This is a genomic window from Streptomyces sp. NBC_00239, assembly GCF_036194065.1.
GTDB lineage: Bacteria > Actinomycetota > Actinomycetes > Streptomycetales > Streptomycetaceae > Streptomyces.
Map to the genome: position 1 here is coordinate 4,740,983 of NZ_CP108095.1, position 18,934 is coordinate 4,759,916.

Here is an 18,934-nt window from a genome sequence, read left to right on the forward strand (position 1 = left end):
GCGACAGGACGAGACGGGAAGAGAGTAGACACATGCCGCCTGCCGCACGCGTCGGGGACCCCACCGGGCACCCGGGGGTGATCGGCCCGCCCGGAGTGCCCACCGTGCTCATCGCGGGCCTGCCCGCGGCCGTGGTGTCCACCCCGCACCTCTGCTCGTTCCCCCCGCCGGCCGTCCACCCGCCGTCGGTGATCGCCCCGCCCGGCTGCCCCACCGTCCTCATCGGCGGCATGCCCGCGGCCCGGATGGGCGACATGGCGGCCTGCGGCGCGCCGATCGTCATGGGGGCGCCCACCGTCCTGATCGGCGGGTGAGCGCGGTGGCCGAGCAGTTCATCGGGTCGGGCTGGGCGTTCCCCGTCCGTACGGACGCCACCGGCGGGATGGCGCTGGTCGGCGGCGAACGGGAGATCGAGGAGAGCATGCGGCTGATCCTGGGCACCGCGCCCGGCGAGCGGCCCATGCGCCCCCAGTTCGGATGCGCCATCCACGACCACGTCTTCGCGCCCGCGGACGCGGCGACCGCCGCGCAACTCGCCTACGAGGTGCGCTGGTCGCTGGAGCGGTGGGAGCCGCGCATCGAACTCGCCGACGTCGTCGTCAGCTTCGACGCCCGCGACGAGGGCACCCTCTACATCGACATCCGGTACGCGCTGCGCGGCACCAACGACCCGCGCAACCTGGTCTTCCCGTTCTACGTGATCCCCGCCCACGAGGGCGCCGGCGGCGGGACGGGGGCGGGGGAGTAGTGGCACTGCCCGAACCGCACCTGGACGACCGCCGCTTCCAGGACCTCGTCGACGAGGCCAAGCGGATGGTCCAGCAGCGCTGCCCCGAATGGAGCGACCACAACGTCTCCGACCCCGGGGTCACCCTCATCGAGGCGTTCGCGCACATGACGGACCAGCTGATCTACCGGCTCAACCGGGTGCCCGAGAAGAACCACGTCGCCTTCCTCGACCTGATCGGGATGCGGCTCAACCCGCCCACCGCCGCCCGCACCGACGTCACCTTCTGGCTGTCCGCGCCGCAGGCGCAGGCCGTGCAGGTCCGCGAGGGCACCGAGATCGCCACCCACCGCACCGAGACCGAAGAGGCCGTCGTCTTCTCCACGCTCGGCGAACTCACCCTCGTACCCGTCGAGTTGACTGCGCTCGCCGTGCAGGGCGCCGAGCCGGGCGCGGTCGCCGCCGACCGGCGGCCCGAGCTGGCCGACGGCCGCCCGGTGCCCTGCTTCTCGCCCGTGCCGAGGCCCGGTGACGCCCTGCTCTTCGGGCTGTCGCAGGCCGCGCCGCGCTGCGTGGTCGCGCTGCGCCTGGACTTCCCCGTCGCCGGTCACGGCATCGACCCGGCGCAGCCGCCGCTGGCCTGGGAGGCATGGACCGCCGAGGGCTGGACGCCTTGCGAGGTGGACCGCGACGGCACCGGCGGCTTCAACCGGCCCGGCGACGTCCTCGTCCAACTGCCCGCCGGACACCTGGCGTCCGTCGAGGCCCGGCAGCGCGCGGGCTGGCTGCGCTGCGTGGTCACCGAGCCGTACCGGGGGCAGCGGCCCTATTCTGCGACCCCCGAACTGCTCGCCGCCGAGGCGTTCACCATCGGCGGCACCGCCCCGGCCGTGCACGCCGAACGGGCCGGCGGCGAACTCCTCGGCGTGTCCGAGGGCGTGCCCGCCCAGACCTTCCGGCTGGACCGGACGCCCGTCGTCGCCGACAGCCGGCCCTTCACCGTCGAGACCGCCGCCCCGGACGGCGCGTGGCTGCCGTGGACGGAGGTCGGACACTTCGCCGAATCGGGACCGCTGGACCGGCACGTACGGCTCGACCGCAGCACCGGCGAGGTCGCCTTCGGGCCCGCCGTACGGGAATCCGACGGCACCCTGCGCCAGTACGGGGCGGTGCCCGCCAAGGGCGTCCCGGTCCGGGTGCGCACCTACCTCGCGGGCGGCGGCCGGCGGGGCAACGTCGCCCGCAGGTCCCTGGCCGTGCTCCGCAGCTCGATCCCGTACATCGCGCGGGTCGAGAACCGGCGCGCGGCGGGCGGCGGCGTCGACGGCGAGGACGTGGCCAACGCCCGCCTGCGCGGAGCCCTCGCCCTGCGCACCCGGGAACGCGCGGTGACCGCCGAGGACTACGAGTACCTGACCCGGCAGGCGGCCCCCGAAGTGGCGCGGGTGCGGTGCGTGGACGCCGGGGCCGGAGGGGTACGGGTCCTCCTGGTGCCGGCCGCCGAGGACGACGGCGAGGGCCGCCTGGAATTCGGCCGGCTGGCCTGCCCGCCCGCCCTCCTGGAGGGGGTCGCCGAGCACCTCGACGCCCGCCGCGTGCTGGGCGCCCGGCTGGTCGTGGAGCCCCCGTACTACCAGGGAGTGACGGTGGTGGCCGACCTCCAGGCGGAGCCCGGGATCGCCCGGGCGCGGGTGGAACGTGCCGCGCTGGCCGCCCTGTACGGGTACCTGAACCCGCTGCGCGGCGGCCCCGGGGGCGACGGCTGGCCCTTCGGGCGGGCCGTGCACAGCGGGGAGGTGTTCGCGCTGCTCCAGCGGGTGCCGGGGGTCGAGGCGGTCCGGCACGTCCGCCTCTTCCCCGCCAACCCGGAGACGGGACGCCGCGGCGAACTCACCGAACGCATCACCCTCGGCGCGGGCTCCCTGGCGTTCTCGTACGACCACCAGATCCGCTTTCCGGGGGCGGGGGCATGACCCGGCGCCGGCTGGTCCCCGGGTTGCCCACCCCGCACCCGCTGGGCCCGCAGCTGCCCGCCGTCTACGCCGAGGACGACACCGCGCAGCGGATCACCGAGGCCCTCGACGAGGTCCTCGCCCCCGTCCTCGCGGTCCTCGACAGCCTGCCCGCCTACTTCGACCCGAGGCTGGCCCCCGAGGACTTCGGGGAGCTCCTCGCCGCCTGGGTGGGCGCGGACGGGCCGGCCGCCGTGCCGGGCGCGGTACGCGGGTACGCGGCGCGCGGCACCGCGGCCGGCCTCGCGGACGCCGTGCGGCAGGCGTTCGGGGTGGCCGCGGAGGTCGAGGAGAGCGGCGCCACCGTGTGGTCCACCACGCCCGGCACGCCGCTCCCCGGCTCGCCCGAACCCCTGCTGACCGTCCGGCTGCGAACTGCCGACCCGACGGCCGTGGACCTCCCGGCCGTCGAGGCCTTCGTCGCCCGCAACCGCCCGGCCCACCTCCCGTTCACGGTCGTACAGGCCCCCGCTCTCGGGGATCCGCCCTAGGCGTTTCGTTCGGATCAGCCGTTGCGCTTCATGCTGTCCCGGATCCAGTGCGCGTAGGCCGGCACGTTGACGTACAGGCCCGGACCGTCCGAGCACGCGACCCCCGGCGCGCCGGGACCCGAGGTGGCGCCGATCAGTTCCCACCGGCCGTGGCGCCCCTTCTGGAGCTGCGGTCCGCCGGAGTCCCCGAAGCACGCCATGGCCTTGGGCGTACGGCTGATCGTGCACAGCCGGTTCCGGTCCGCGTAGCCGGGGGCGCACTCGGCGCGGGCGCCCCGGCGCGTGTCGAGCTCCTGCAGGCGCTCCGCGAACTTCAGCTCGGTGTCGACGGTGGTGCCGAACCCCAGGATCCGGGTCGGGGTGCCCGGCCGCCCGGCCCGCTCCGCGATGCGGACGGGCTTCTCGGCGACCGGGCGGTCGAGGCGGACCAGCGCGATGTCGTGCGTGTTGGCCGCCTTCCCGTCGCCGCTCACGAAACCGGGGTGGACGACGATCCGCTCGATGGCCCGTACGGTGCCCCCGGACTTCCGGTGCGCGCTGCCGATCCGGACCGTCCCGTCCAGTTCGAGGCCCTCGCCGCGCACGCAGTGGGCGGCCGTGAGCACCCACTGGGGATCGATCAGCGACGCCCCGCAGGTGCCGTCGTACAGGCCCGCGTCCGGGGCCGACTCCGGGATCGTCGCCATGAAGGGATACCGCTCGGTGGCGTCGTTCCCGTTGACGATCGCTCCGGCGCTGCCGGTCATCAGGGTGGCGCACACCGCGGCGGCGAGAGCGGCGACGGCAGTGGTGCGTGCCGCGCGGCGGCGCACCGGCTTCAGGCTGAACACAGGGGGTTCTCTTTCCTCGAAAAAGCGGACGGACGTGTTCAGCCTCCGCGTTCGAGATCCATCGGACCATCCGGGCAGCGGGCCCAGGCGGGGTGGGGGTAGCCCCCGTCGCATCCTGTGGCCCGCATCCCGTCGTCCGTGGCCCTCGGCTCCTGGCGCCGGGACGGGGGCCGTTACGCGCGGCTAGAGGAACTCGGCGAAGGCGTCCAGGGCGCGCAGGACTTCCCGTTCCGGTGCCGAGGGCAGCTGGACGACGGTCTCCTCGACGCCCAGCTCCGCGTAGTGCGCGAGCTTCCCCGCGGTCGGGTGCACCGCGTACGGGACCACCTGGAGGTCCTTCGGGTCGCGGCCTGCCTCCTCCCAGGCGGTGCGCAGCACCGGCAGCGACTCGCTCAGGCCGCGGCCGCCGATCGGCATCCAGCCGTCCGTGTACCGCGCGATCTGCCCGAACAGCTTGGGACCGGCGGCGCCGCCCAGCAGGGTCCGCGGGCCGTACAGCGGGGCGCCGCCGCCGAGGGTGCGGGGCGGCTGCACCGGCTTCGGGTGGGCCGCGCTCGCCCGAACCGAGCCGAACTCGCCGTCGTACGCGGTGGGTTCCGGCGCCCACAGGGCACGCATCAGGGCCGTGCGGTCCTCGACGAGGTCGCGTCGGGTGCGCCACTCCACGCCGTGGTCGGCGGCTTCCTCGACGTTCCAGCCGTAGCCCAGGCCGAGGGTGAACCGGCCGCCGCTGAGGTGGTCGAGGGTGGCGATCTGCTTGGCGAGGGCGATCGCGTCGTGCTGGCCGACCAGGGTGATGCCGGTGCCGAGCGCGAGGCGTTGGGTGACGGCGGCGATCTGGCCGAGCGCCACGAACGGGTCGAGGGTGCGGCCGTACTGCTCGGGCAGCTCGCCGCCCATCGGCGCGGCCGAGTCCCGGCTGACCGGGATGTGCGTGTGCTCGGGGAGGTAGACCCCGTGGAAACCGCGTTCCTCCAGCTCGCGGGCGAGCCGGACGGGAGTGATGGTCAGGTCCGTCAGGAAGATGGTGGTGGCGATCCGCATGTACTGACACCTCCGTCACGTGGGGGCCCCAACCTACGAGCTGCGCGCCCAAATGTTGAGTGCGCACGGTCCGTTGAGGCCCTCGACCGCACTGGCGGTGAGTGGCGATCCGAGCACGGGTGGGTGGTCTCGGCCTCGCCGGCGCTCGGGGTCCGGGGCGGAGCCCGGCAACCCTGTGCAACTTCATCCCGGACATGTCAGGGGGGCGTACGGAGCGAAGGCGTGTTCGGCTGCGCGACACGACGCCATTAAGGGGCCATTTGGCCCTGAATCATGTCAATCTGCTCGCCATTACAAGATTTTTTGGAGTGGAGGGAAGCGCCCGGTGGGTGCCCATGTCAATCCCACGGTCACCAGGCGCCGGCTGGGGGCGGAGCTTCGTCGGCTCCGGGAGGCCGGCGGTATGACAACGCAACAGGTGGCTGCGCGCCTGCTGATCTCCCAGCCCAAGATCAGTCTCCTGGAGAACGGCCGCCGAGTCATCAAGCCGCGCGACGTGCGTGACCTCTGCGGGCTGTACGGAGTCACGGACCGACTGCTCGTCGACCAGCTGATGCAGATGGCCCGGGAATCCGGCCGGCAGGGCTGGTGGAACGCCTACGGCGACGTCCCCTACGGCCCCTACATCGGGCTGGAGGCCGCAGCCGCCGCGGTTCGCTCCTATGAGCCCCTGGTGATCCCCGGCCTCTTACAGACCCCTGCCTACGCCCGCGAGGTCATTGCCGGAACGATCCCTCACGCCACTGCCGAACAGGCCGCCAGTCGTCTTCGGGTGCGGCTGCGGCGCCAGGACAGGCTCAACGCGCCGGTCAATCCGCTGCGCTTATGGGCCGTACTGGACGAATCGGTACTGCGGCGGGTCGTGGGCAGCCGAGAGGTCATGCGCGAGCAGCTGGAGCACCTGATTCACGTCGGTGCCACCCAGCCGCACATCACCGTGCAGGTCCTGCCGCACGACGCCGGCGCGCACCCGGGTGTCTCGGGACAGTTCTCGCTGCTCGAGTTCGCCGACTCCACCGATGTGAGCGTGGTGTACCTGGAGCGGTTCACCAGTGACGTCTATCTGGAGAAACGATCCGACGTGCGGCTGTACAGCGATATGTATGCGCACTTGCAGGCCCAGGCGCTGAGCCCGGACGGCACCGGGCATCTCCTCACCGACGTCGTCAAGGGCTACGACACGGAATTCCGGCCGGAGGCGGGCCCGTCGCCCCTTCCGGACGCGTGAGGGCAGCGAGATCTCCGGGCCGATCACCCGCGCGTGCCACCGAGCCCCCGGGCGAGGTGTCCAGGGGCTCGGCTGGCGACCGGCGGACCGGCCCTGCTGTCGCGGTGGGGCTAGTCCTGTCGGGTCGTCGTACCCCGACGGGTCCTCTTCATGGCGAAGAGGGCCGAGCCTCCGATGAATGCCAACGCGGCGGCAAACGCGACCATGACACCGGTCTCGCTGCCTGCGCCGTCCGTGGCGAGGTCGGTCGACCCCTGCTCCGCCTGCTGATCGGACGCGGCGCTCACATGGGCGAAGTTGACGCTCTTCGCGGTAGGGCCCGCACCTTCATCTCCCAGGCTGCGGCTGCCGGGAAGGAAGTCGGCCCACGGCGGCTTGCCCTCGTCGTGACCGGGCTCGCCCCCGTCGTGACCGGGCTCGCCCTCGTCGTGCTCCTCGTCGTCTCCGGGCTTGCCGTGGTCGTCGTGCCCGTGCTCGCCCTTGCCGTGCTCGTGGTGGTCGGGCTTGTCGTGGTCGTCGCGGCCGTGGCCCGGTTCCCCGTTGCCGTGGCCGTCGTGACCGTGCTTGCCCTTGTCTCCCTTGTCTCCCTTCTCGCCCTTCTCGCCGCGAGGTCCCTGAGGTCCGGCAGGTCCGGCGGGTCCGGCAGGACCCGCAGGTCCGGCGGGTCCGGCAGGTCCGACGGGTCCGGCAGGCCCGGCAGGACCCGAAGGCCCGGCAGGGCCGGGAACGCCGGGAGCGCCGGGCGAACCCGACGGTCCGGCAGGCCCGGCAGGCCCCGAGGGGCCGGCAGGGCCGGGTGCGCCGGGGGCACCGGGTGCGCCGGGGGAACCCGAGGGGCCGGCAGGGCCGGGTGCGCCGGGGGCACCGGGTGCGCCGGGGGAACCCGAGGGGCCGGCAGGGCCGGGGGCACCGGGTGCGCCGGGGGAACCCGAGGGGCCGGCAGGGCCGGGGGCACCGGGTGCGCCGGGGGAACCCGAGGGGCCGGCAGGGCCGGGAACGCCGGGAGCGCCGGGCGAACCCGACGGTCCGGCAGGCCCGGCAGGCCCCGAGGGGCCGGCAGGGCCGGGAGAGCCCGACGGTCCGGCAGGCCCGGTGGGGCCGGGAGAGCCCGTCGGTCCCGGAGGTCCGGGCGGGCCGACGGCGCAAGCCGCCCTCGTGATCGTGTTGTTGTCCAGGGTGACCGCGCCGTTGCGCGCCAGGGCCCGGCCTTCGAGCACCGCGCTGTTGTTCAGCGTGATGGACTCCAGCGCGAGGATGTTGCCCTTGAACTGGGTGGTCGTGTCGAGGGTGGCGGAACTGCCCACCTGCCAGAACACGTTGCAGGCATTTGCACCGCGAATGAGCGCCACGGTGCCCGCAGGAGCCGTGATCAGGGTCGAGGGGATCCGGAAGATGAAGACGGCGTCGGGGTTGTTCTCACCGTCGAGAGTGACCGTTCCGGTGATGGCCAGTGAAGACGAGGCCGTGTAGACGCCCGGTGCCAGCGTCTGTCCGCCGATGTCGGCCGACGTGGACGCGCCGGGCCCCCGGCTCGCCGCGTCGTTGTAGGCGATGACCAGGTCGGACTTCGCCTGAGCGGCGGCGGCGTCGGTCACGTGCTGGGTGCCGTTGACCACGCCGGGCGGAAAGCCGGTCACCGATGTGCCCGGGTGGAGTCCCAGGTCTCCATTGATGATCGTGTCGTTCGTATTGGTGATGGTCGAACCGGCCAGGACCGCGTAGTTGGTGGCGGTCCCCAGGCCCACGGGCGCTTCGGCGGCGTGAGCGAGGCCAGGGATCAGGGTGGCCGCGGCCAGGAGGGCCGAGGGGAACAGGACGAGGGCCCCCTGTTTGAGCAGGTTGCGCTGAGGCCTTCTGTCGGGTGGAGCCGACGGGATGACATGCGATGCCATAGCAGGACCTTTCTTGGTACTTCGAGCCCGGCCCCTCCCCGGAGGAGGCTTCCGAGCGCCCACGACGATGACGGGCCAGGGCCACGAGCCCCGCCTGCGCCCCCGTACAGGTGCACCCCGCGCCGCGATCCGTGCAGGGCCCTGCCAGAGGTGGTGATGCGTCGTCACGCAGCACTCTTCCCGCATATTGCACAGCAATAGGCCGCAAACGGGCAAAAGAGTCTGAATGAGTGACATAACGTCAGTAATCACCACAAATGGCCACCTCGTGCGCCCGCCGCAGCGCCAACGAGGGGAGGAGGACCGGCGGGTCCGCACGGTTGCCCAGGGGCGTCGGCGAGGTCGGACGCTGCCGCCCGGACAGGGAGTTGTCGCCAGGCGCACGGCGGGGCCGGGGCGTCGTGGCCGAGGTCCGGCCGGGGCCGACGAGTGGTGGGGGCGCGCGCCGGTACCGGTGCGCTGCCACGTCCGTGTTCCTGCTCTGGCATTGGCCGAGTAGCCCTAGTACGGTCATGCGCGTGCAGCTCCGCTACGACTACCGTCTGTGTCCGGATGGAGAGTGAGCACCGGTCCTCCACCTGCCCCCCGGCAGGGGAGACGCGCCCGCCAACGGTCCGCGACCGCCTGGTGCCGGCACTGGCCAAGGGCACGGCCCCCCTGACCGTGCTCGTCGCGCCCGCCGGCTACGGCAAGACGACCCTGCTCACCCAGACCGCGGCCGCCTTCGGCGCGCCGAACGGCAAGGAGCCCCGGCTCGTGCTGCACTGGCACCCCTGCCGGGACACCCGCGGCGCCCCCGCCCTCCTCGGCCTGCTGGCCCGCCGCCTCGGACTGCCCGAACCGGCCACCGTGGAAGCCCTGTTGCTGGCCGTCGAACGGAGCCCCCAGCGCGTGCTGCTGCTCGTCGACGACGTCCACCTCGTGCACGGCAGTCCCGCCGAGGCGGTCCTGGAGGAGCTGGCCCTGCTGGCCCCGCCACAGTTACGGCTGGTTCTCGCGGGCCGCCGGATGCCCGCGCTGAACCTCAACCGGGCCGAACTGTCCCAGACCGCCGTGCTCACCGCCCGCGAACTCCGCCTGAGCGGGGCCGAGATCACCGCCGTGTTCCCCGACGCCCCCGGCGAACTGGCCGAGTTGACCGGCGGCTGGCCGGGGGTCCTGAGGCTCGCCGGACCCGCGATACTGGCCGGCCGGGACCCGCTGGACGCGGCCGCCCTGCGCACCTACCTGGAACGGGAGGTGCTGGGCGCCCTGCCGCCCCGCCTCGTGCGCCTGCTGGAACGCCCCGTCCCGCCTGCCGAACTCGCCGAGGAGGCAGCGGAGTACGGGCTGGCCGCGGAGGTTCCGCTGCTGCGCTCGTACCTCGCCCGCCGCGGCCGACCACCCGCCCCGCGCCCGGCCGTACCGCCGACGGCGCTCCCCACGGCCCGGCCCGCCCCCGCGGCCCCGCTGACCCTGCGCTGCTTCCGCCGGTACGAGGCCACCCTGGCGGGCGAGCCGCTGGACTGGGGCCGGACCCGGCCGCGGGTGCGGGCGCTGGCCCGGCTGCTGTCCGTACACGCGGGGCGGCCCGTGCACCGGGAGGAGCTGATGGCCGCGCTGTGGCCGGAAAGCCCGGCGCACTCGGCGGGCCGCGGGCTCCAGGTGGCGGTGTCCGCGCTGCGGACCTTCCTCGAACCCGGCCTGGACCGGGGGCGGGCGCAGGTGCTGGTCCGCTCCGGCGAGGCGTACATGCTGGTGCTGGAGCCCGGCGGGAGCTGCGACGTACAGCGTTTCGAGGCGGCCGTCGAGGAGGGCCTGCGGGCGGCCGGCCGGCGGGACCCGGTGCGGGCGGTCGCCGCGCTGGAACGGGCGCTGCGGCTGTACACGGGCGAGCTGCTGCCGGAGGACGGGCCGGCGGAGTGGGTGGTGCCGATCCGTGAGCGGTACCGGAACCAGGCGGTGCAGGCGGCGCACACGCTGGCCGCGGTCGAACTCGGGCGCGGCCACACGGAGGCGGCGGTGACCGCCGCCACCCACGCGCTGTCCGTGGACCCCTTCCAGGACGCGGTCTGGCGGCTCCTGATCGCCGCCCACCGGCGGGCCGGCGATCCCGTCGCGGCCCGCCAGGCGGAACGCCGCCACGCCCGCATGCTCGACTCCCTGGACCTCCACCCCGGCACCCCCACCACCCCATAGCCGCCGCCCGGTCGGCACCCCCAGCCTCGCCGACGCTCCGCGCGCCGATCCCCACCCCCGCCCGTGCCCTGCGGCGCAACCCCCCAGCCTCTCCAGCGCCCCGGGGTGCAACTTCCAGCCTCGCCGGCGTTTGAGGCGCGGGCTTTGAGCAGCGCCCAATCCAGCCTTGCCGGCGTTTGAGGCGCGGGGTTTGGGGCGGAGCCCCAAGACTGCAACCCGGCTCCGCCGGGCACCGGGCTCCGCCCGGACCCGCGCCTCAAACGCCGGCGAGGCTGGTAGTGCCCCTCGGGCAGCCGGCGAGGGCTGGGCGTTGCCCCTCGGGCAGCCGGTGAGGCTGGTTGTTGCCCCTCGGGCAGCCGGTGAGGTGGGGCAGGCCCCGCAGGGTCAGCGGCGTTTGAAGAACTCGACCTCCGCGAGGGCGAGATGGCGACCGCCCCCGGCACCGTAGACGGCCCGCACCGTGAGCCGGATCCGCACCGCGTCACTCACGGCCACGTGAAACGTCTGCTTCCCGGGAGCATCCGCAAGCCGCACGTCCTCGACGGTCTCCCGACCGTCGACGGCGGTGACCGTCACCCGCAGTACCGCAGGCCGCGCCTGGGTGAGGAACTTCTCGGCCACCGGCGAACTCCCCGGATGCACGACGATGTCGAGGAGCCGGACCGGCCCGGCGAGCACGGCCTCCAGGAACTCCCCCTCACCGGAACCGGCCGCGCCGGGCGGCGACCAGTACCGATCGGTGGTGCCGTCGACCGCGAGCGCGGCAGGATGCCCCGCCCGCGCCCCGGAGGCGGTCACCCGCACGGCGTGCACCTGCTCGGTCTTGCCGGTCCGGTCGCGTACGGACTCCACGGCCCGCCCCACCTGCCCGCGCAGCGCGTAGCCGGCGGCGGCGAGCACGAGCAGCAGGAGCAGCGGCAGCACGAACCGCGGCCGCCGCCACTGCCTGCGCGTGGGCCGTTCCCCGGCGACCGGCTGCGGCTTGGGCGTACGCCCCCGCCCGAACAGCCTTCGCCACCAGGGAGGTCGGGGCGCGATGGGCGACTCCGCGAGGGAGGATCCGCAGCGCCGGCAGAACCGCCGGTCGGGCGCGTTCCCGGTGCCGCACTGCCCGCAGATCAACTCCCCGGGTCGCGGCGGCTCGTGCTGCGGCTCCCGCACCGGTCGGGGCGGCTGCATCCGGGGCCGCTCCACCCCCACCCGAGGCTGTACGACCTCGGCCGGCGCCCCGGCCGGTCGCGGCGGCGGCACGACGGCCCGGCGATGCCCGGCCCCGGCCCCGGATCCGGGCCCGCCGCCGACCGGCGGCGCGGGTACGCCCGTGGGTGCGGGTACGCCTGTGGGTGCGGGCGGGTACGCGGGCCGCGGCACGGTACTCGGCGCGGCCGCCTCCACCGGAGCGGCTCCCGCCCCCGGGCGCGACGCATCACCCGCCCCCGCACCCCCGGCAGAACCCGCGCCTGAAGCAGGCCCCGGGCGCTGCCCCGGCCCGTGCCCCGGCCTGGAGGCCGGCCCATGCCCCTGACCGGAAGCCGGGGCCTGACCCGCAGCCGGACCCTGGCTCGGGCCCGCCCCCTGACCGGCAGCCGGACCTTGGGTCGGGCCCGCCCCCTGACCCGCGGCCGGACCCTGGGGCGGGCCCGCCCCCGGGCCGCCCGTCCCGGCGGCCCCGGCGTTCGGGCCCGGGCGGGCGGTTGGGGTGTCGTCCGACAGGAACGCTCCGCAGGACCCGCAGAACTGCTCCCCTGGATCACACCGGTTCCCGCACACGGCGCAGTCGACCATGCTCCCCATGCTCCGGTCCCCCACCGGGCCGGGCCATGCCCCCCAGGGCACCCACCCGACCCCCGCCTGCCCTTAAGGGCAACCCGCCCGCCAGGCCTCCCCGCCAGCCCGTCCCCGGAGGCCGCCGCCCCGGGGTCGGGCCTGGAGGGCAGGCCTGGGGCCAGGCCCGGGGTCAGGGTCAGGGGCAGGCCCGGGGTCAGGACCGGGGTCAGGGTCAGGCCCGGGGCCAGGCCCGGGTCGGGGCCAGGGTCAGGGCCAGGCCCGGGTCAGGGCCAGGGTCAGGCCCGGGGGCGGGGCCAGGGCCAGGGCCGGGGTCAGGGTCAGGGCCGGGGTCAGGGTCAGGGGCGGGGGTAGCGGGTGAGCCAGGTGGGGGAGGGGGCGGTGGGGCCGTGGAGGGAGGGGCCCTGGGTCATCTCCATGGCGAAGTCATCGGCGAGTTCGAGGATCGTGGCGCGGCCCTCCAGCCCGGCCAGCCAGGCCGCCGGCAGCGCGGTCTCGCCGTGCAGGGCGCCCAGCAGGGCGCCGCACAGGGCGCCGGTCGCGGTGGAGTCGCCGCCGTGGTTGACCGCGAGCCGCAGCCCGTGCCGGAGGTCTTCCGCCACCAGCGCGCAGTACACGGCGACGGCGAGCGCGTCCTCGGCGTGGCCGCCGTCGCCCGGGGAGAGGGATTCGACGAGCTTGGGGGACGGCATGCCCTGGCGGACCGCGCCCAGCGCCCGTTGCAGCGCGTCGGTGACCGGCTGCTGGCCCGGTCTGGAGCCGAGCAGGCCCAGGGCCCGCTGCACCGACGAGTCGAGGGAGTCGCCGCGGGTCAGCCCGTGCACGATCACCGCGAACGCGCCGGCCGACAGGTAGGCCGCCGGGTGGCCGTGGCTCTGCGCCGCGCACTCCACCGCCAGTTGGAGCACCAGCGACGGCTCCCAGCCGACGAGCAGCCCGAACGGCGCCGAGCGGACGGCGGCGCCCGCGTCCCGCGCGGTCGGGTTCTTCGGCCTGGCGAGGGTGCCGAGGATCTCGTCCCCGAACCCGGTCATGGCGGCCCGGTCCGGCCCGCGTCGCGCGTACAGCCACTCCTCCTGCGCCAGCCAGCCGTTGTCCGTGCGCCGCTCGTCCGGCCCCCAGTCGTGCTGGGTCGCCATCCAGCGCAGGTACGCGCGGTGGACGTCGGTCGGCGGGTGCCAGGCGCCGGTGTCCCTGCGTACGTGGGCCCGTATCAGGCCGTCCACGGTGAACAGGGTGAGCTGGGTGGAGGCCGTCACCGAGCCGCGGCGTCCGTACGCGGGTGCCGGTTCGGCCAAACCCTCCACGCCGTGCGTGTCACGGATGTCTTCGAGGGAGAGCCCGGCCACGGGTGCGCCGAACGAGTCCCCGATGGCGGCGCCCAGCAGCGCCCCGCGGACCCGGCTGCGGAAGTCCTGCTGTTCGGTCCGGCCCCATATGCCGGCCGCGCCGGCGGACCTCTGGTCGGGCACGCCCGCCGAAACCGCAGCGGCGGCAGAAGCCGCGGAAACGGCCGAAACCGCGGAAACGGCTGAACTCGATGAGCTCAATGGAACCCCCCAACTGGCCCTGGCGCAGCACTGTAATGGACGCCTTCGGCCGAAACCGGAGGGAGTCCGGCAAGTGGACCTCAAGTGAGCGAAGAACCACCGCAGAACGGCCGGATTCCAAAGGTGGCACGTTTTGCCACTTGTCTTCGGGTCGGTCGGTTTCGGCCACTCCGCGTTCAGCGCCCGTTCGCCCGCCGCCCGGAGTGTCGTGGCCATGAAGAAGGCACCCCAGAAGGCACCCCAGAGGGCACCCCAGAAGGCCCTCCTCGCCGCGACCGCCGTCGCCGCCGCCCTCACCCTCTCCCTCGCGGTCGCCCCGTCCGCGACCGCGAACGTCACCGCGGAGACCGCCACCACCTCCTGGGGCCCCGGACACGGACACGAGCGCGGGCACGGACACGGTCACGGCCACTCGCGGCAGGCCGTCCCGTTCACCCGGGCCACCGTCACCGCGGCCGCCGACGGCTCCTACACCCTGAAGTGGGACGCCCGTGGCGAGCGCGGCGTGCGCCGCGTGGAGATCCGTACGGGCGGCAAGGTCGTCGCCCGCGGCGGCGCGAGCGGCGAGGCCGTCGTCACCGGCCTGCCCGCGGCCGACCGCCAGTGGTTCACCTTCGACGCCGGCCGCGGCGCCACCCTGCGCCTGGCCGACCGCCAGATCCGCCTCGAAGGCGCGGTCAACTTCCGTGACGCGGGCGGCTACCGCACGACCACCGGCCAGTGGGTCAAGATGGGCGCGGTCTACCGCTCCGACGCCCTCGACAAGCTCACCCCGAACGACCAGGCCAAACTCCAGCGCCTCGGCATCAAGACCGTGTACGACCTGCGCATGCAGGACGAGCGGGACAAGGCGCCCGACCGGGTGCCGGCCGGCGCGTCGTACGTCGTCGCCGACGTCTTCGCGGGGTCCGGTTCCTTCCAGACGATGCCGCGCACCCCCGAAGAGGCGGTCAGGGCCATGGTCGACGCCGAGAGGGCGATGGTGTCCACGGACGGCGGCAAGAAGGCCTACGCGCAGGTCTTCGACGGCGTGCGCAACGAAGACGCGCGCGCCGTCCTCTTCCACTGCACGGCCGGGAAGGACCGCACGGGCTGGGCGAACGCGGCCCTGCTGACGGCCCTCGGCGTGCCCGCCGACACCGTCATGGCCGATTACCTCGCCAGCAACGACTACCGCAAGGCGGCCAACGACGCGATCCTCGGGCATCTGCCGGCGCAGCAGGCCGCCGTGTACAAGCCGATGCTCGATGTCCGGGCCGAGTACCTCGACGCCGGTTACGACGAGGTCCGGGCGAAGTTCGGGTCCTTCGACCGCTACCTCGCGGACGCCCTCGGCCTGACCCCCCGAGCCCTCACCCACCTCAAACACAACCTCCTGACCGACTGACCTGCCGGCTGCCCGAGGGGCGACATCCAGCCCCTCCGGCGTTTGAGGAGCGGGTCCGGGCGGAGCCCGGTGCCCGGCGGAGCCGGGTTGCTCTTGGGGCTCCGCCCCAAACCCCGCGCCTCAAACGCCGGCGAGGCTGGAATTGCCGCACGCAGCGCCGACAAGGCTGGGGGTTGGGCCCCAGGGCATCGGCGAGGCAGGGGTTGCCGCTCGGGCACCGGCGAGGCGGGGGCTGCGCCCCGGGGCGCCAGGGGATCGCGTGCGGGCGGAGGTGCCCGGCCGGGCTGACCCCCGGCCGGGCACATGGCTTCTGCCCCCGCCGCGCCGGTTCAGTCCAGGACCGGCAGGAGTTCCGGCAGATGCCCGTCCGAGGCGGCAGCCACCCGCATCCGTTCTTCCGGAACCTCCCCGTACAGCGTGGTCCGCGCCCGCGCCGGCCGCCCCGCCGCCTCCGCGATGGCGACCAGGTCCTTGACCGCCTTGTACGAGCCGTAGCCCGACCCGGCCATCCGGGAGATCGTCTCCTCCATCAGCGTGCCGCCCAGGTCGTTCGCCCCGGACCGCAGCATCTCGGCCGCGCCCTCCGCGCCCAGCTTCACCCAGCTGGTCTGGATGTTGGTGATGTGCGGGTGCAGCAGCAGCCGGGCCATGGCCGTGACCGCGCGGTTGTCGCGGTCCGTGGGGCCCGGCCGGGATATCCCCGCCAGGTACACCGGCGCGTTGGTGTGGATGAAGGGCAGCGTCACGAACTCCGTGAAGCCACCGGTCCGCTTCTGGATGTCGACGAGCGTGCGGAAGTGCCCGAGCCAGTGCCGCGGCTGGTCCACGTGCCCGTACATCATCGTGGACGAGGACCGCAGGCCCAGTTCGTGCGCGGTGCTGACGACGTCGATCCAGTCGGCGGCCGGCAGTTTGCCCTTGGTGAGGATCCAGCGGACCTCGTCGTCGAGGATCTCCGCGGCCGTCCCCGGGATCGAGTCGAGCCCGGCTTCCTTCGCGGCCGTCAGCCAGTCCCGTACGGACATCCCCGTACGGGTCGCGCCGTTCACGACCTCCATCGGGGAGAAGGCGTGCACGTGCATGCCGGGCACCCGCTGCTTCACCGCCCGCGCGATGTCGAAGTACGCCGTCCCCGGCAGGTCGGGGTGGATGCCGCCCTGCATGCAGACCTCGACCGCCCCGACGTCCCACGCCTGCGCGGCCCGGTCGGCGACCTGCTCCATCGACAGCGTGTAGGCGTCGGCGTCCGTGCGCCGCTGTGCGAACGCACAGAACCGGCAGCCGGTGTAGCAGACGTTCGTGAAGTTGATGTTCCGCGTGACGATGTACGTGACGTCCTCGCCGACGACCGACTTGCGCAGGTCGTCCGCGACCCGGCACAGGGCGTCCAGCGCCGGCCCGTCCGCGTGCAGCAGCGCCAGCGCCTGCCCGTCGGTCAGCTTCTCCGGGTCGTCGGCGGCCTGCGCGAGGGCCTCCCGTACGTCGGTGTCGATCCGCTCCGGCACCATCCCGGGCGCGGCCGCCTCGCGCAGCGCCTCCCAGTCCCCGTAGACGTGGTCGAAGTCCTCGCGTCGGTCGCCGGTGCGGCCCTCGGTGTCGATGGTGCGGTGCAGGTCGGTGCGGCCGCCCGCGCGCGCCCCGAAGCCGCCGAAGCCCTCGTCGGGCTCCTGCCACGGGTGCCCCTCGACGACCGCGTCCGGCCGGGCCAGCCCGGTGGCCGGGTCGGCGAGCGCCCGTACGTGCGGCAGCAGCCGGGGGTCCAGCCAGGGTTCGCCGCGCTGCACGAACTCCGGGTACACGCACAGCCGCTCGCGCAGCTCGAAGCCGGCCGCGGCGGACCGTTCCGCGAGCACGTCGATCTGGGGCCAGGGGCGCTCGGGGTTGACGTGGTCGGGGGTCAGCGGGGACACCCCGCCCCAGTCGTCGATGCCGGCGCCGAGGAGGCGTGCGTACTCGCCGTCGACGAGGTTCGGCGGGGCCTGCAGGCAGGCGGACGGGCCCATGATGTGCCGGGCCACCGCGACCGTCGCGACCAGGTCGTCGATCTCCGCGTCCGGCATTCCGCGCATCGCCGTGTCCGGCTTGGCGCGGAAGTTCTGGATGATCAGCTCCTGGATGGAGTGGTACGAGCGCGCCACGCGGCGCAGCGCGAACAGCGCGTCCGCGCGCTCCTCGTGCGTCTCCCCGATGCCGATGAGCAGCCCTGAGGTGAAGGGCACGGAGGAGCGTCCCGCGTCTTCCAGGACCCGCAGCCGTACTGCGGGTTCCTTGTCCGGGGAGCCGTGGTGCGGGCCGCCGGGCTCGGACCACAGGCGGGTGGCGGTGGTCTCCAGCATCATGCCCATGCTGGGCGCGACGGGCTTGAGGCGCTGGAAGTCGGACCACGACATCACGCCGGGGTTGAGGTGGGGGAGGAGTCCGGTCTCCTCCAGGATGCGGATCGACATGGCGCGGACATAGGCGAGCGTGTCGTCGTAGCCGTGCGCGTCGAGCCACTCGCGGGCCTCGGGCCACCGGTCCTCGGGCTTGTCCCCGAGGGTGATCAGGGCTTCCTTGCAGCCGAGCGCGGCGCCCCGGCGGGCGATGTCGAGGACTTCGTCGGGGGACATGAACATGCCGTGGCCGGCCCGGCGCAGCTTGCCGGGGACGGTGACGAAGGTGCAGTAGTGGCACTTGTCCCGGCACAGCCGGGTGAGCGGGATGAAGACGCTCTTGGAGTAGGTGATGACGCCCGGGCGGCCCGCTGCCGCCAGGCCCGCGTCGCGGATCCGGGCGGCGGAGGCGGCGAGGTCGGTGAGGTCTTCGCCGCGCGCCTGGAGGAGGACGGCGGCCTCGGTCACGTCGAGTGCGACGCCGTCGCGGGCCCTTTTCAGCGCTCGCCGCATGGCATTGGCGGTGGGCGGCTGCGGAGGGGTGGTGGTCATCTCTGGAGCATACGATCCGATGATCCGACCGTGAGCGGTTTGGTGCTGCTCACGGCCACTTCACGGCCGCCCCGGCCCCATTTCGGCCCCACTTCAGCGCATCACTTCGCCGGCGTTGACCAGAAGCTGCTGCCCGGTGATGGCTCGGGCCCGGTCGGAGGCGAGGAACGCGGCCGCGTCCGCCACGTCCCCGTCCGTGGCCAGCTCCGGCAGCGCCATCCGGCCGGCGAGGCGGGCCAGCACCTCGGCCTCCGGTATCCCCTCGCTGTGCGCGGTGAAGGTGACGAAGGCCTGCACCGGCGGCCCCCACATCCAGCCCGGCAGGACGGTGTTCACGCGGATCCGGTACGGGCCGAGCTCGCGGGCCATCGAGTACATCGCGGAGGTCAGCGCCCCCTTGGAGGCGGCGTACGCGGCCTGCTGCACCTCGTTGGGCGCGGCGATCGCGGACTGCGTCCCGATGAGGACGACGGCCCCGCCGCGCTCCTTGAGCGCGGGCAGGCACGCCCGGGTCATGCGCAGGGTGCCCAGCAGGTTCACGTCGAGGATCTGCTGCCAGGTCCCGAAGTCGGCGTCCTCCAGTCCGCCGAAGTACGAGTCCCAGGCCGCGACGTGCACGACGGCGTCGACCCCGCCGAACCGCTCCTGCGCGAGCGCGGCCAGCGCCCGGCACTGCTCCTCGTCCCCGATGTCGGTGGTCCGGTACGCGGTGTGCGTGCCGTCGGGGTCGATCTCCGCGGCGGATTTGGCGAGATTGGCCTCGGTCCGCGCCCCGAGCACGGCGTTCCCCCCGTCCCGCACCACGGCCGCGGCCACCTGATGCCCGAGCCCGGCCCCGACCCCGGACACGATGACGGTCTTCCCTTGCAGCAGCATGCGAGTCGCC

Annotated in this window: 14 protein-coding genes; 7 read left to right on the top strand and 7 right to left on the bottom strand. The window is 74.1% G+C overall.

All coding sequences use genetic code 11. From position 1 onward, the window contains the following. Nucleotides 1-32: 32 nt before the first annotated feature. The 4 genes from OG764_RS20955 to OG764_RS20970 are packed head-to-tail and all read left to right on the top strand — an operon-like array spanning nucleotide 33 to nucleotide 3,230. Complete coding sequence (locus OG764_RS20955) at nucleotides 33-314, top strand: PAAR domain-containing protein (protein WP_328969949.1); 282 nt, start codon at nucleotides 33-35, stop codon at nucleotides 312-314. A gap of 5 nt (nucleotides 315-319) precedes the next feature. Then, the gene (locus OG764_RS20960; protein ID WP_328969950.1) at nucleotides 320-748 is read left to right on the top strand and encodes a GPW/gp25 family protein; all 429 of its coding nucleotides are present in this window, start codon (nucleotides 320-322) and stop codon (nucleotides 746-748) included. Next, a complete protein-coding gene (locus OG764_RS20965; RefSeq protein WP_328969951.1) occupies nucleotides 748-2,700 on the top strand; it encodes a putative baseplate assembly protein in 1,953 nt (650 codons plus the stop codon). Before OG764_RS20960 ends, OG764_RS20965 begins: the two co-directional genes overlap by 1 nt. Further along, the gene (locus tag OG764_RS20970) at nucleotides 2,697-3,230 is read left to right on the top strand and encodes a phage tail protein (RefSeq protein WP_328969952.1); all 534 of its coding nucleotides are present in this window, start codon (nucleotides 2,697-2,699) and stop codon (nucleotides 3,228-3,230) included. Before OG764_RS20965 ends, OG764_RS20970 begins: the two co-directional genes overlap by 4 nt. 14 nt (nucleotides 3,231-3,244) lie before the next feature. On the opposite strand, the gene OG764_RS20975 is transcribed toward OG764_RS20970, so the two are convergent. Then, a complete protein-coding gene (locus tag OG764_RS20975; RefSeq protein ID WP_328969953.1) occupies nucleotides 3,245-4,060 on the bottom strand; it encodes a S1 family peptidase in 816 nt (271 codons plus the stop codon). Between the two features lie 183 nt (nucleotides 4,061-4,243). Continuing rightward, nucleotides 4,244-5,104 (bottom strand): TIGR03619 family F420-dependent LLM class oxidoreductase, encoded by an 861-nt coding sequence (locus tag OG764_RS20980; RefSeq protein ID WP_328969954.1) that lies wholly within the window; start codon nucleotides 5,102-5,104, stop codon nucleotides 4,244-4,246. 325 nt (nucleotides 5,105-5,429) lie between these two features. Here OG764_RS20980 and OG764_RS20985 point away from each other — a divergent pair, with 325 nt between their 5' ends. Beyond that, a complete protein-coding gene (locus tag OG764_RS20985) occupies nucleotides 5,430-6,332 on the top strand; it encodes a helix-turn-helix domain-containing protein (RefSeq protein WP_328969955.1) in 903 nt (300 codons plus the stop codon). 110 nt (nucleotides 6,333-6,442) lie between these two features. On the opposite strand, the gene OG764_RS20990 is transcribed toward OG764_RS20985, so the two are convergent. Next, a complete protein-coding gene (locus tag OG764_RS20990) occupies nucleotides 6,443-8,224 on the bottom strand; it encodes an ice-binding family protein (RefSeq protein ID WP_328969956.1) in 1,782 nt (593 codons plus the stop codon). A 552-nt stretch (nucleotides 8,225-8,776) separates the two neighbouring features. Between OG764_RS20990 and OG764_RS20995 the strand changes: the two genes are divergently transcribed. Beyond that, nucleotides 8,777-10,402 (top strand): BTAD domain-containing putative transcriptional regulator, encoded by a 1,626-nt coding sequence (locus tag OG764_RS20995; protein WP_328969957.1) that lies wholly within the window; start codon nucleotides 8,777-8,779, stop codon nucleotides 10,400-10,402. A gap of 384 nt (nucleotides 10,403-10,786) precedes the next feature. Here OG764_RS20995 and OG764_RS21000 read toward each other — a convergent pair whose 3' ends face one another. Then, nucleotides 10,787-11,581 carry an NADase-type glycan-binding domain-containing protein gene (locus OG764_RS21000; protein ID WP_328969958.1) on the bottom strand — a complete coding sequence of 265 codons (795 nt, stop codon included), beginning with the start codon at nucleotides 11,579-11,581 and terminating at the stop codon, nucleotides 10,787-10,789. Nucleotides 11,582-12,525: 944 nt separating this feature from the next. Continuing rightward, nucleotides 12,526-13,659, bottom strand: a complete 1,134-nt coding sequence (locus OG764_RS21005) for an ADP-ribosylglycohydrolase family protein (protein WP_328969959.1) — start codon at nucleotides 13,657-13,659, stop codon at nucleotides 12,526-12,528. A gap of 292 nt (nucleotides 13,660-13,951) precedes the next feature. Between OG764_RS21005 and OG764_RS21010 the strand changes: the two genes are divergently transcribed. Next, nucleotides 13,952-15,124 carry a tyrosine-protein phosphatase gene (locus tag OG764_RS21010; protein ID WP_328969960.1) on the top strand — a complete coding sequence of 391 codons (1,173 nt, stop codon included), beginning with the start codon at nucleotides 13,952-13,954 and terminating at the stop codon, nucleotides 15,122-15,124. A gap of 329 nt (nucleotides 15,125-15,453) precedes the next feature. On the opposite strand, the gene OG764_RS21015 is transcribed toward OG764_RS21010, so the two are convergent. Together OG764_RS21015 and OG764_RS21020 are read right to left on the bottom strand one after the other, a co-directional pair. After that, on the bottom strand, nucleotides 15,454-18,048 hold the full coding sequence (locus OG764_RS21015) for a bifunctional FO biosynthesis protein CofGH (RefSeq protein ID WP_328969961.1): 2,595 nt from the start codon (nucleotides 18,046-18,048) through the stop codon (nucleotides 15,454-15,456). A 93-nt stretch (nucleotides 18,049-18,141) separates the two neighbouring features. Then, a complete protein-coding gene (locus OG764_RS21020) occupies nucleotides 18,142-18,924 on the bottom strand; it encodes an SDR family oxidoreductase (protein WP_328969962.1) in 783 nt (260 codons plus the stop codon). Between the last annotated feature and the right edge of the window lie 10 nt (nucleotides 18,925-18,934).

What these genes read in the sequence shown, in the direction of transcription:
- OG764_RS20955 (WP_328969949.1), top strand. Translation starts at nt 33, where the DNA reads ATGCCGCCTGCCGCACGCGTCGGGGACCCCACCGGGCACCCGGGGGTG.
- OG764_RS20970 (WP_328969952.1), top strand. Translation starts at nt 2,697, where the DNA reads ATGACCCGGCGCCGGCTGGTCCCCGGGTTGCCCACCCCGCACCCGCTG.
- OG764_RS20980 (WP_328969954.1), bottom strand. Translation starts at nt 5,104, where the DNA reads ATGCGGATCGCCACCACCATCTTCCTGACGGACCTGACCATCACTCCC.
- OG764_RS20990 (WP_328969956.1), bottom strand. Translation starts at nt 8,224, where the DNA reads ATGGCATCGCATGTCATCCCGTCGGCTCCACCCGACAGAAGGCCTCAG.
- OG764_RS20995 (WP_328969957.1), top strand. Translation starts at nt 8,777, where the DNA reads ATGGAGAGTGAGCACCGGTCCTCCACCTGCCCCCCGGCAGGGGAGACG.
- OG764_RS21000 (WP_328969958.1), bottom strand. Translation starts at nt 11,581, where the DNA reads ATGCAGCCGCCCCGACCGGTGCGGGAGCCGCAGCACGAGCCGCCGCGA.
- OG764_RS21010 (WP_328969960.1), top strand. Translation starts at nt 13,952, where the DNA reads ATGAAGAAGGCACCCCAGAAGGCACCCCAGAGGGCACCCCAGAAGGCC.
- OG764_RS21015 (WP_328969961.1), bottom strand. Translation starts at nt 18,048, where the DNA reads ATGACCACCACCCCTCCGCAGCCGCCCACCGCCAATGCCATGCGGCGA.
- OG764_RS21020 (WP_328969962.1), bottom strand. Translation starts at nt 18,924, where the DNA reads ATGCTGCTGCAAGGGAAGACCGTCATCGTGTCCGGGGTCGGGGCCGGG.